The sequence below is a fragment of the Spirosoma pulveris genome (assembly GCF_054781875.1).
In genome coordinates, this window is the sequence record NZ_BAAGTO010000003.1 from 439996 (window position 1) to 453605 (window position 13610).

Genomic DNA, 13610 nt, shown 5'->3' on the forward strand with positions numbered 1-13610 from the left:
TTCGACTGAAAGGTTTACTTCCTGTACCAATCACGAGCTAGTTTTTTGGTTATGTGAGGTTACTGATTGCGACTGACTATTAATCAATCTAAACCCACTGTTTCCAACCGGAGCTCATCGCCTTTACTAGTCCCAAGGGTTTGCTGAAAATGGATTGTCCGGTTCAGACATTGGACGAGGCATTGACCTTAAACTCCTTAATACATAAGGGGCACTATAGTCCGCAAATTGACGCTGTCTTGTTGATACAGTTGGTACGAATCCCAGCGGGGCAGGTGTGAAAAAACCTAATACTCCCCGTACACTTACAGCTACTTGTCTTAACTCAGGGTCTGTATGAACTGACGCTCTGCTTTGGTCCCTGGCGTCAAGAACGGCGCTTACAGAACTGCCAACAACCGGAACGAACCTAGCCGCTCTACTCACTGGCAAACCTACTGACGAAATTGCTGTTCGGGTATAGCCGACAATAGTGCCTACTGCCGAATTTGCCATCGACATTCTGCTTTCTCTTTGTGATTGGTCTTCCATAATTGTTGTGTTTTAATGGTTAGTATGCGGTTGAGTTTTGTGAGTGTCTTTTATTCCTTTGAGCCAATTCCAGCGATAGAAGGGGCATGACCACGGCTGATATTCTAGGGATAGTCGACTTTATACTTGATGGCCTAGCAGCCGTTGAGCTTGTGGCAACTACAATGGGTTAAGCTAATGGCTGGACTATAATTTATATTTCATCAAAATTGTAGTCCCTTTTTTACATTCTCCTTCTCAATATCCTCCAGCGTTTTGCCTTCTTTCCCATATTCCTTTCCCAGCGCCATAATGATGTCCTCGTGTGTAATAGGCCGTTGCCGTTTAACAGATACCAGCGCGCAGGTTCGCATCACATTGCTGATAATGGCGCCTGTAACCGGGTATTTCTCGGCCAGTTTATCAAAATCCACTTTAGGGTCAAGCTTCAGAGGGCCGCTGAAAGTCTGCTTCCAGAGTTGTACCCGTTTGCTGATATTAGGCGCGGGAATCTGAATGATAGACTGGAACCGGCGCATAAACGCGGCATCCAGATTGTCTTTGAGGTTGGTTGCCAGAATAATGATGCCCGGAAAGTCTTCAATTCGCTGCAGCAAATACCCTACCTGCTGGTTAGCGTGGCGGTCGTTTGAAGAGCTGGTCTCCGTCCGCTTTCCAAACAGGGCATCGGCCTCGTCGAAGAACAGAATCCACCGGCGGCTCTGGGCTAAGTCGAATACCTTCCCGAGGTTTTTCTCCGTTTCGCCAATGTATTTGGACACGATCATGGACAGGTCAATACGGTACACCTCCAGTCCGGTGGATTTCCCAATTAACGACGCCGTCAATGTTTTACCCGTTCCGGGAGGCCCGTACAGAAGGGCTCGGTAGCCCGGCTTCAGATGCTTGCGCAAGTGCGGGTCCTTTAAAAATTCTTCGGAATGCCGAATCCAGGTCTCAATCTCCCGTACTTCTTCTATTACCGGGAAGTCCAGGATAAGGTCGTCCCAGTCGAGTGAGGTTTTTACGCGGCTGGCCGGGAAGTCGGGGCTGTATTCGGGCGTACCCCGTTCGCCGGTGCAAAGCAGGGAAACATATTCTTCTGAAATGGATAATATACCGGCCAGTACTGGCTCGTCTGGCGCTACGGTTCCCAGTTGAACAATGCGCATCTGAGTAAGCAGTGAATCCTCGAAAAGGTGCACCCTGAGCCGGATTCGCTTAACGGTATCCAGCCCGGCCAGCAGAAACAGAATGGTTTCGGCCGTTGGCAGGAACCCGGGATGATGGATGGGTTTTGCCCCCCCAAACTCCGTAAATGGCCGGTCGTAAGTACTATTCCGAAGAAAGAAAAAATCGAGTAGTTGCGGCCGGATATGCGGTGCCAGTACCAAAATGAGCAAAAGCCGCTCAAAGGTGGTAAGCTTGTAATCGTTGACTAGCTGGGCGTAACTGGAAAAATCGTTGGAAAGATCGGGAACCTCAATCTCATCAATATCTGCGTACACACACTCCTGACCGAAGTACAGTTGCAGGCGGGTACTGATTACTTCTTCCAGCCAAGCCAGTTCATAACTGATCGTGAGACCATTGGCTGTGATGTAATTCGTTACGGGTGTACTCATGGGGTAACCGCTTCGTTAACCTTTAGGGGTATTAGGTGTCATGATATTGATACGCCCATGTCCTTTGTCCTCCAAATCAGTAAAATCCAGGGTGAACACTAAACAGTCATGTCTCAAAACATAAATGTCAGCATTCACCCTGGAAATAATACTGTTCCGTAGTCAGCAAGGCTACGGTGTGCCAGTTGGTCAACCGATTAACTATTTATCGGCCAGCCCGCGTCGTAGGCTGCGGCACCAATGGTTATTTTCTCCGCCGTGATGCTTATATCCGCCATGAAGTTAGTGCCTCCCGCCGGTTGAAAGCCTTCTTTGTAACTCGTGATGTAGCCATTTTTGAAATCGACCGTACGAAAGGTACCGTCTTTACCAGATTGCCAAAACTCTACCATGCCATCGATAGCTTTGTTCTGGGCATTGATCATGGTATCGATCAAATTTTCGTTTTGCGTAATTTCGATAGTAAGCGACAAATCCCCTGACCGAACGGCTGAAGAAGGTCGGCCTTTTTGATCATAATCTCTGGAGAAAGATACTCCGAAGCTGAGAACATCGAACTTTTGACTACCGAGTGTCAGGGTTGACGTAAATCCTATATTTGCTGCGTCTGCCATGTTTATGTCTAATTAAAAGGGAGTACCTAGTTCTTCACGGGCCATCGCTGATCGAGTACCGCTTTCTGGATCGTGATTTTTTCCGCTGATATGGTAAGCGAACAGGTATACGCGGCTCCTGCCGCCGAGAAAGATTCGCTATAATTGACGATATAGGCGTTCTCAAACTCAATCTTGCGGGTCACACCGTCATCACCGGCATCGGTAAATTCCAGAGAGCCTGATTTGTAAGGCTTGTTTTGTGTGTTGACCATATTTTCAACCAGTGCTGATTTGTCAGTGACTTCCACTGTAAATGAAAATTGGCCGCCCATAACGTGGCTGGAAGGTCTTCCTTTGATATCAACGGATCTTGTAAAGCCAATGTCTCCGCCCAGAATATCAAATGTATCTTCGCCCAGTTTTATTTTACTTGAATACGGCATAGATGTAAATTGAAAAAGTTGAAACCTTAGGAATAGTTAGTTAACAGGGCGATTATGCCTCTGCGTAGTCAGATACCCATTCCGGACTTTCAACATCATCGCCCCGGCGCCCGTCGAGCCGGATCACGAAGCTCTTGGCAGGGAAATAAGGCGTTAGCCGAATATCTAGGTAAATACGGTCTTTCTGTTTGCTGTCGCGCTCAAGCCGAACGATCTTAAACTGGTCAAGGAGTTTGTTCGGGCCTTTGATGCTGTCCAGGTAGTTGGCGATCTGACGACGTAAATCAGCTTCGATCAGCGTGTTCCAGTTTTCGAAAGCCCGCCGGTTGAGGAAGTCGAACAACACTTTGGTGATGTGATCGAATACCCGCACTACGGAGTAAGTTTGCAGCCCCAGGTTGTCGCCGTTGAAGAGCGTTTTACCACTAAAGGCCATCACGCGGCTGTATTCATTAACCAAAGGCACCAGATTGAGTCGTTCGAGGGCCGATAGTTCGCTTTTGCGGAGTTCGAAGCGTACGCCTGGCACCTCATTCATGCCGCCGTGCTTTTTGCCCGCTGTCACCTGCGACATCAGCGTGTAATAAACTTTACCGGCGAGGGCTGCGGAGGGTGGAACAAACAGGTCTTCTGTTTCGCCGGCAGCCGCTATTTTTTCCCGCCCCAGCGCCCAGTTACAGGTCATAATGACATTGGATCGGAACAGTTCAGCCCCGGTCATGTCGGCGGTACTGAATAAGTCAATTACGTCGTCGGGGCTATCCAGGTCGGCAAAGTCGGTGAAGAGCATGGCCTTGTTGGCATGGGCAATTTTAGCCCATTTCTCCAGCACGGCATTCGAGCCCATAAAACCGGGCACAACCAGCAACGAGTAGTTTTTGCGCAGGTCCAGGCGGTCATAGTTTTGCTTTAGCTCGTCGGCAATGAAGTCGATGACGCGGGAGTTGTCGAGGTCGGTCAACTGCTCAAAGCTGGCATTGACAACCGTAACATTGGATAGTTTATCCGCTTCTGCGTTTTTATAGAAAAGGGAAAGAGCTCGGTAGCTCACTTCGAGGTCATGCGAAGCGGTCAGGGCTTTCAGCAGGTTTTTGTTCAGGCTGGCTTCCACCTCTTCGGCTTTTGTCTTGGCCATATCCTGCATCTCGTTCTGATTGTCCGAGGAGCTCAGGACGTCGACCCATAATTTCAGTTTCTCCTTCAGAATAGCCCGGTCTGTGGCTTTGGTCGGGTCGCTGAGGTAGATTTTTTTACGCGCTTTGCGGGCTGGATTGAGGTTTTGTGATCCTTCCAGGAAGGTTTCTAAAAAGGCATAGCCACCAAAGGCCTGCAAAGCGTTTATTCCGGGTAATTCGCCAGTGGCAACGGCTACTGAGGGTCTTGCATCCAGTTCCGGCTGCGGGGTAAGTGATTCGCTTTCCATGTGCTAGGAAAATCTTTGGCAAAAGGTGAAAGATTTTTTTTAGGTGTAGACTTAAGCGGCTGTTGCCTCTTCATTTGCTTCCAGCTCAGCAATCAGGGCCTGAAGCGTCTGAATCATAGCGGCCTTGGCTTCGGGCTGGTTAAGGGCCGTTTGCAGGATACGGTGACTCTTCAACCGATCGTTGATTTGAGCGTACTCCTTGAACTGGGCATCCTGCGAACGGAGGAAGGGGCTGTTCGCAATCATGTCTTTGGACCGGAAATCAGCCACACTCCGGAACTTGAGGACTTCTTTTGTCGGCATACCATCAAGGGATTCGAACTCAACTTCTACGCTGGGTTCGAACTTCTCAAAGACAGCTGCTACTGTTTTCAGCCCGTAGACCACTTCCGGATTGATCGGGTCCTGCTGCGTTAATTTCTGCGCCAGTAAGGTTCTGTTATACGGAATTTGAGCAATTCCCTCAGAGGCTTCCGGCTTGATTTCGTTACCACCTATTTCGAATTCAAACATAAGAGTTTCGGATTATGAGATGTAGGAGTCCAAAACTAGAGATTAGATGATAAATGGCAAGTGGTTTGAAAATGAGGGTGGTACCTTTTCAAACAAACGGTATGGTTAATTTCAGGAGCGCTTTTTTTTTGCCGTTTTAACGAATTGACAAGCCAATGCGGCTACGCTATTGGGTAAGTTCTGGCGGGAGCAAGTGCCGGACAGGATAAACGGACTACTGTGTAAGCTGATGCAAAGGGCTTATTGTTGCATAGCCTCACCCAAACAGGATTATCTATACCATCTGTTTGAAACAGCTTGACATTTGAGCCTTTAGGGGGATATATATGCAGGTTTTATTGCCTTTCCGGTTTATCCTGCTAGCTTCTTTTCGCCCTTACCCCATCAACTAATCATTTCATGGCCTTACCTATACGCATCTTTATCCTTCTGTTAATCGGTTTATTGAGTATAAGTAAACCTTCCCAGGCACAGATTGTGGTTTCTTCGGTTGCGCCTGATCCTGTTTGTGCCGGTGCTACGATTACAGCTGCTTTTACATCCTCCTCCGTTGATCTAGGGACTGTCTCTCTGTATTTGAATGGGCCCGGTACGACGAATTTATTATTGGCTCAGCAGGCAGTAATCACAGGCACTGGAAGTATATCGGCAACAATCCCCGCAGATCGTATTACAGGAAGTTACACCGTCCTTCTAACCAGAACATCGCTCATTTTTGGCACTACTGTATCGGGTAGTAGTACCAGCTTTACGATTAACGCACGCCCTGCTGCACCGGGAGTTACAAACGTAAGTGTATGCCAGAATAGCCCCCCGGTTTCCTTGCTGTCGGCTGTCACGGCCACCGGTGCGCTGAAGTGGTATACCGGCTCAACCGGTGGTGTGGGTACAACAGTGCCCCCCACACTGTCCACAACTACGGTGGGCCAGACTACCTATTATGTCAGTCAAACCAATGGGAGCGGCTGTGAGAGCGATCGGGCATCCATTACCTATACCGTTGTTGGGTTGCCTGCGGCTCCGACTGTTTCGCCTGTTTCGGTTACGTACTGTCAGGATGTAACAACAGCCGTGCCGCTGGTAGCCACGGGCACAGGAACCCTTAACTGGTATTATGTAGCTGTGGGTGGTACCAGTGTTCCATCCCTTACTCCGTCTACGGCAGCCTCGGCTAATTACTACGTGAGCCAAACGGTAAACGGTTGTGAAGGTCCCCGGGCTACCCTGCGTGTGAGCATCAATGCCAAGCCTGACAAGCCTGCGGTTATGGCCCCGGTAGCCTATTGCCAGGATGCCAGCGCTACCCCGCTAAGTGCCACGGCCAGTACGGGTAACTATACACTACGCTGGTACGGTACAGATCCCAGCGGAGGAACTGCCACGACCCTGGCCCCCATCCCAAAAACCGGCACGCCGGGGGTATTTAATTACTACGTGACGCAACGGGACCCTGTTGGTTGCGAAAGTGATCGGGCATCCATCCCGGTAACGGTGAATGCCCGCCCGGCAGCACCGGGCACAACGGATTTAAGTGTATGTCAGAATACGACTCCGCTTTCAATACTGTCGGTCGTTACGGCTTCAGGTACGCTGAAATGGTATGCCAGCTTTACCGGAGGGACAGGCTCTACCGTGGCGCCTGTACTTTCTACAACGGCCGTGGGTGTTAGTGCCTATTATGTCAGTCAGACCGATGGCAATGGTTGCGAGAGTGACCGGGCATCAATAAAGTACACGGTTTCTTCGCTACCAGCCACGCCAACGGTGGCTGCCGGGTCGTTGTTCTACTGTCAGGATGCAACGCCATCGCCCCTGGTCGCTTCGGCGGCTGGCACGCTGAAATGGTACACAACTTTAACGGGTACCGTTCCACTGGTTAGCCCGGTGCCTTCTACTTCCCTTGCCGGAAGTGCTACCTATTACGTTAGCCAGACCGATGGCAATGGTTGCGAAAGCAGCCGTGCCAGTGTAACGGTGGTGACGAGCTCACGACCCGCTTTGCCAAGCGTTGTGTTGCCGACAGCTTACTGCCTCAATACGACCCCGGCATCTTTGTCGGCTACGGCGCTTCCCGGTAATACCCTCCGCTGGTATGGAATGGATGAGACTGGCGGAACGGCATCCACTGTGGCGCCCTTACCGGCAACCAGCAGCGCCGGTGTTTTTCGCTATTACGTTAGCCAGGTAGATGGTAATGGCTGTGAGAGCTACCGGGCTGTCATTCCCGTTACGGTGAATGCGCTCCCATCAGCCCCGGCTACATCGCCAATTGGCATTTGCCAAAACGCACCGGTGCCCTTGATAACCTCGGCGGTATCGGCCCCGGGTTCCCTGAAGTGGTATACGTCCCCCGCCAGCCCGGCCTCGACGGTGGCTCCTGTGCTTTCCAGTTCCAGTGTGAGTTCGACCACCTATTATGTCACGCAGACCGATGGGAATGGCTGCGAGAGTAGTCAGTCGCCTGTTCTGGTGACCGTTAAACCATTACCACCGGCCCCTATTGTACCAACAAGCCCGATTGTACTCTGCCAGAGTTCCGTAGCGGCCCCGCTGTCGGCAACTGGAACGGGCACGCTGGTCTGGTATGATCCGGCAGGGAATTCGTTCTCGTCGTTAACCCCTTCTACAGCAACGGTTGCTCCGTCAACGTATAAAGTGAGCCAGATCGTTGATGGCTGCGAAGGACCAACGGCCAGCATAACGGTTATTGTCATAGCAAAGCCAAACTTGCCGGTGGTGACGGTTCCCGCAGCCTATTGTCAGTTTGAAACGCCTGTTCAGTTATCTGCTACGGGTCTTAACTTAAAATGGTTCACGGACCCCGTGGGTGGCTCATCGTCTGCCGTAGCACCTACCCCAACTACCAATGCACCCGGAACGACAACCTTTTATGTTAGTCAGACTGATGGGAACGGCTGCGAAAGTGACCGCGCTCCCATTGCAGTACGGGTGAAGATGAAGCCCGCCCCGCCGGGTACCGCCCCCATTAGTTTCTGTGCCAATCAGGTTACGGCTTTAACGGCTACGACGGCTACGGGAGGGAGCTTAAATTGGTACGGTACCGATCCGGTTGCCGGGACGCCTTCGTCAACGGCTCCTGTACCAGCAACAGCGGTTATCGGAGCGCCCATTCTGTATTATGTCAGTCAGACCGTGGAGGGTTGCGAGAGTGACAAGGCCACCGTTGCAGTTACGATTGTTGGCTTGCCGCTGGCGCCAACGGTGAGTTCGGCTCCGGTAGTCTATTGCCAGGGAGCCGTATCCGTTCCATTATCGGCCACGGCAACCGGTACGTTGAACTGGTACACTGTGCAGACCGGCGGAACCCCTTCTGCAACCGCTCCGGCTCCGCAAACCACAAGCAGTAGTCCAGGCACGAGTTATTACTACGTTAGCCAGACGGTCAATGGCTGTGAAGGACCGAGGGCTACCATTGCGGTTACCATTAACCCCAGACCCGTGCAACCCCTGGTTACGCCGTCGTTGGCCTACTGCCAGAATGCACCGGCTACCGTACTTTCGGCTACCGCCCCCGGGGTGGTGCAGTGGTATGCGGAGGCTACCGGCGGTACGGTCATCCCTGCCCCGACGCCCGTAACAACAACACCCGGAGTGACGAGCTACTATGTGAGCCAGACCGATGGAAATGGCTGTGAAAGTGAACGGGCTGTGACCACCGTCACGGTTTTAGCCACGCCCGTCGCGCCAACCACCACGCCGTTCGTCTTTTGCCAAAATGCCGTACCAACGTCGCTAACGGCTATACCCAGTTCCGGGGGTATCCTGAACTGGTATACGGGGCCAAGCGGTGGCGTAGGCACGAGCACGGCCCCCGCACCACCTACCTCTCAGGACGGTATATTCACGTATTATGTGAGTCAATTGGTAAGTGGTTGTGAGGGACCCCGAGCCTCCGTTACCGTTACGGTGAGACCAATGCCAACAGCGCCCAGTGTTACATCCACCCTGGTGAGTACTTGTCTGAACGCTCCTCCGGTGGCCCTGTCCGCCATCCCATCGAGTGGCGGTACACTGAACTGGTATACAACGCAAACGGGTGGCGTACCGACCTCTACCGTTCCCCTTCCTCCCACGAATAAGGAAGGTACGTTCAATTATTATGTCAGCCAGACCGTAAATGGCTGCGAAGGCTCCCGTACGCAAATTGCCGTTGTGGTCAGGGGATTACCGGTGGCTCCGGGTGTCAGCGCAAGTCCGGTTATTTATTGCCAGGGCGCTACCAATGCTGTGGCGCTGACCGCTGTACAGACGAGTGGCGCTACGCTGAACTGGTATGATGCGTCACCTGGCAGTGTGGCTTCGACCATAGCGCCCACGCCGTCAACAACCGGCACCGGCATATTTACGTACTATGTGAGTCAGAGTATCAACGGATGTGAAGGACCGAAATCGCCCATTATAGTACTCATTCAGGCAACGCCAACGGCACCCACGGTCAGCAGTGTTCAGCTGTACTGCCAGGGTGGGACGGCCACCCCCGTATCGGCTACAGCATCGCCGGGGGGTGTTTTAAACTGGTATACTGCGGCAACCGGTGGCGGGTCTTCGTTAACGCCCCCCACACCGGCGTTGACATCCAGTGGTAACGTTATCTATTACGTGAGTCAAAGCCTGAATGGGTGTGAAGGACCACGGGCTCCGGTGAACATAACGATCAAGTCGGCTCCGGCTGTGCCTACGGTAACGGGATCTCCGGCCTTTTGCCAGGGTACTGTTGCCAGTCCGTTGGTTGCTCTCCCGGCTCCTGGTGGAACGCTGAACTGGTACACGGCGCTAACGGGTGGTTCGGGCACAACGGTGGCGCCCAGCCCTGTCACGACGAGTGCCGGTATCGTCATGTACTATGTGAGTCAGACAGATATATCGGGTTGTGAGAGCAGCCGTACGCCGGTAACGGTGCGAATCAATGCGCTGCCAACGTCACCGACAACCGCATCGGTTAGTTATTGTCAGGGAGCTGCCGCTGTCCCGCTGACCGCCATAGGCAGTTCGTTAAGCTGGTATACTGCACAGACCGGCGGAACGGCATCAACCGTTGCTCCGGTGCCTATTACGACAAATGCAGGTGTCAGTACGTACTTTGTCAGCCAGACGGATGCCAACGGTTGCGAAAGTACCCGAAGTCTGCTGCTGGTTGTTGTTTCGCCAACACCTACGGCTCCTTCTGTTACGCCCTTGTTGCCCGTTTGTCAGAATAGCCCGCCTTTTGTGTTGCAAGCTGCGGGACAAAATCTGAAGTGGTATGCCGATGCAACGTCCATGAATAACATGGGTAGTTCGGTTACGGTGTCTACGGCTCAGGCTGGGCCCTTCTCTTACTACGTCAGCCAGACCGTCAATCAGTGCGAAAGTCCACGGACGTTAGTGCAGGGGGTTGTTAATGCCCTGCCGCTGCCGCCAGCCGTTGCCAACCTGAATGTTTGTCAGGATGTACCGGCACAGCCACTTACGGCCGTTGGTACCGCGTTGCAGTGGTACGATAGTGCGGATAATCCAATTGCGGTGCCTACCCCTGTTACGAAGGTCGATGTCAATCAGACGTATATCTACAAAGTGACTCAGACCGTCAACGGATGTACCAGTCTCAAGGCAACTATGATTTACACGGTCAATGTAACGCCATCGCCAACGGTTGTTACGCCCGTTTCGTATTGCCAGAATGCCGTGGCTAAACCTCTGGAGGCAACCGGAACCAGTTTGCGCTGGTATAGCCCAACCGGTGCAATTACCACCGTAGCGCCCACTCCGCCTACAACCGCTGTAACAGCCGGTGCCAGTTATTCGGTCAGCCAGCTGAACACGCTGGGTTGCGAAAGCCGTAAGTCAGAAATTAAGGTGACGGTCAACGCGCTACCCACCGCCCGACTGGCCGGAACGACCACCGTTAGCCTGGGAACGTCCGCTGTACTCTCGCTGACACTCACCGGAACGGGACCTTACGGGTATGTTCTGTCTGATGGAGCTATCGGAACGGCCGAAACAGGCGCCAGTTCTGATATTACGATCAGTAAAATAACGGTTACGCCCAGTACCACCACGAGTTACTCCGTAGTGAGCGTGACAAATGCCTGCGGAAACGGGACGGTAAGCGGTGTCGCGACTATATCCGTAGAGGTGCCGTCTATTCTGACGGGTGCGCTGGGAAGTTCCTCGATCTGTACGGGAACATTACTGACCGTACCTTTTGCAACGTCCGGGAAATTTACTGCCGCCAACACATTTGTGGTAGAAATTGCCAGCGCAACCGGCGATTCACTGAGCCGCAGGTATACGCCTATCGCCAATGGCTTGCTGCAGGGAAACACGGTTGTTACAACTATCCCCAGTACAGTAGCTGCTGGTCTTTACTACATTAGGGTGAGCGCAACGAATGCCCCCTATGCCGTTCCCGGTATCCGAAGTCCAACCTTATTGACGATTAAAGCCCTGCCAACCGCTTCGCTCAGCGCGAGTAAAAAGTTGATCTATAAAAGTGAAAGTACCGAACTGCTGTTTACGTTGTCCGGTGAGGCACCCTGGACTATCTCGTATGCGGCCGGTGCTGAGATCAGGTCGGCTGGAGCAACGAAAAATTTATACTCGTTAACGGTTACACCCGCCACCACAACGACTTACAAACTGTTGTCTGTTTCGAATATCTGTGGTGTCGGAAAAATTGAAGGTACGGACACCACGACCATTCGGGTCGATGTGCTGCTGGCGGAATCCGATCCGTTCGGGAATTCGGTGAAAGTTTACCCGGTTCCAGCCGATGAGGTGGTGACGGTCGATATTGATCTTCCGCTGCAAAAAGAACCGGCCCAACTGCAACTGATTGGCTTTGACGGACACATAACCGAGCAGGTATCGACCCGGCAAAAGCAGACAACCTTGCAGCTGGATAAGGTATCTGCCGGAACGTATCTGCTGTACATCACCATCGGCAACAAAACAACGGTGCGTAAGATTTTAAAACGGTAAGTGGTTGTCGGTTATTAGTTTAGAACTTTCGACTGGACCCGTGCCACGGCTACGCTACAACTCACGAGATAGCCGTGGTACAGGTCCAGTCGAATATGGCCTGTGCGGGTAGAGACCATCGAGAGATTAGCGGGAAACCCGGCGAATCGCTATCTTTCTCCGCGAATCTCTGCGCCACAGCTCAATACCCAATATCTGGCCTGGCCGAAATAAATACCGATTGTTTGAAAAAATAGGCGTGTTATTAAAATTAGTATATGTTTGTTGACATGGCCTGTAACTCAATTGTCCTTTTATGCCTCCAGCCGCCCGTTTAACCGACATGCATGCCTGTCCCATGACGACGGGGCCCGTACCGCATGTGGGCGGTCCTATAGTTGGGCCCGGTTGCCCGACGGTGATGATCGGGGGCTTGCCTGCCGCCCGTGTTGGCGACTCACTGGTGTGCGTCGGGCCGCCCGATACAATCATTAAAGGATCCGTAACTGTGCTGATTGGCGGGGCACCAGCCGCCCGGATAGGCGATTCGACCGCTCATGGCGGTACGATCGTGGCCGGATTTCCAACCGTCATGATCAATGGTTGATTGAGCCGAACGAAAACGTATCGGATGCACCCCGGATTCTCTACTGTCTAATGAACGTCACATCGCCCTTTATCATAAACTACATTATCTTATTGCTGATTGCCGCTGGCATGACCGCCTGGGCATTCTGGATTAACCGGCAGAATGAGCTAATGGCTGGCAAACGGTTGCTGTTAACGGTCCTGATCGGTGCATTGATTCTTACCCTCCCCGGTTTATTTGGGCTGATTGGCCTGGAGTTTATTCCGGTAGGGTATATTGTGGTACAGGTTGTGAGCCTGGTTTTGGGAGTTCTTTTTCTAAATCGGATGCTGGTCGACATGGGACCGGCTTTTGCTGCCAAACCCGCTTTTGTCATCTTACTGGCGGGCAGTATTATTGGCTTCGGTGCTGCATTGTTTACTCCGGTGTTTCATTACCTGAGCAGCTTTTTGTACGGCGTTGTTCCGTACGACCTCTGGGCGGCAACCAGCCTGCTTCCCTTTGTGCTGCCCATCCTGTTCGCGTATACGTTTAAAGCGTTAGTGTCCGTTCCCAGCGAGATTTACAAACTCTGGTACTATCCACGAAATGCCGAAGAGGTGGATATGGAGGAGGTTGATTATTTCCGACTCACGCTGCTGGAAGTTCAGATCCATAAACATCCCGGTCGTAAAGAGCCACCCATTAAAGTAAAGGCCCGCTCAACGGGAAATATGGCTTTTGGGACTTGGTTCCAGAAACTTATTGACGATTATAATGTCAAGTTTCCCAACGATCCCATAAAGACATTCGATGAGTCGGCTCACGAGTACGGCTGGTCATTTTATAGCATTAAACCGTCATTGTTCAGATTTCGGAACTATATTGATTTTGAAAAAACAATAGCCGAGAATAACCTTAGCGAGAACCACCTGATTGTGGCCAAGCGGGTGGAAGAACTTGCCTAACTGC

8 protein-coding genes are annotated in these 13610 nt (G+C 52.0%); 3 read left to right on the forward strand and 5 right to left on the reverse strand.

The window, feature by feature from the left end:
* Positions 1-734 precede the first annotated feature (734 nt).
* The 5 genes from ACYVJM_RS14625 to ACYVJM_RS14645 all read right to left on the reverse strand — a co-directional run bounded on the left by ACYVJM_RS14625 (position 735) and on the right by ACYVJM_RS14645 (position 5110).
* Entirely contained in the window at positions 735-2135 is a 1401-nt protein-coding gene (locus ACYVJM_RS14625; RefSeq protein ID WP_461148971.1) for an ATP-binding protein, read from the reverse strand.
* Positions 2136-2332: 197 nt separating this feature from the next.
* Positions 2333-2749, reverse strand: coding sequence for a type VI secretion system tube protein TssD (tssD, locus tag ACYVJM_RS14630; protein WP_461148972.1), 417 nt, complete (start codon positions 2747-2749; stop codon positions 2333-2335).
* A 26-nt stretch (positions 2750-2775) separates the two neighbouring features.
* On the reverse strand, positions 2776-3174 hold the full coding sequence (gene tssD / locus ACYVJM_RS14635) for a type VI secretion system tube protein TssD (RefSeq protein ID WP_461148973.1): 399 nt from the start codon (positions 3172-3174) through the stop codon (positions 2776-2778).
* Between the two features lie 52 nt (positions 3175-3226).
* Positions 3227-4597, reverse strand: coding sequence for a type VI secretion system contractile sheath protein TssC (locus tag ACYVJM_RS14640; RefSeq protein WP_461148974.1), 1371 nt, complete (start codon positions 4595-4597; stop codon positions 3227-3229).
* A 51-nt stretch (positions 4598-4648) separates the two neighbouring features.
* The gene (locus ACYVJM_RS14645) at positions 4649-5110 is read right to left on the reverse strand and encodes a hypothetical protein (RefSeq protein ID WP_461148975.1); all 462 of its coding nucleotides are present in this window, start codon (positions 5108-5110) and stop codon (positions 4649-4651) included.
* A 399-nt stretch (positions 5111-5509) separates the two neighbouring features.
* Here ACYVJM_RS14645 and ACYVJM_RS14650 point away from each other — a divergent pair, with 399 nt between their 5' ends.
* The 3 genes from ACYVJM_RS14650 to ACYVJM_RS14660 all read left to right on the forward strand — a co-directional run bounded on the left by ACYVJM_RS14650 (position 5510) and on the right by ACYVJM_RS14660 (position 13606).
* Positions 5510-12091 carry an Ig-like domain-containing protein gene (locus ACYVJM_RS14650; protein ID WP_461148976.1) on the forward strand — a complete coding sequence of 2194 codons (6582 nt, stop codon included), beginning with the start codon at positions 5510-5512 and terminating at the stop codon, positions 12089-12091.
* Positions 12092-12386: 295 nt separating this feature from the next.
* Complete coding sequence (locus ACYVJM_RS14655) at positions 12387-12677, forward strand: PAAR domain-containing protein (RefSeq protein WP_461148977.1); 291 nt, start codon at positions 12387-12389, stop codon at positions 12675-12677.
* 50 nt (positions 12678-12727) lie between these two features.
* Positions 12728-13606, forward strand: coding sequence for a TssN family type VI secretion system protein (locus tag ACYVJM_RS14660; RefSeq protein WP_461148978.1), 879 nt, complete (start codon positions 12728-12730; stop codon positions 13604-13606).
* Positions 13607-13610 lie beyond the last annotated feature (4 nt).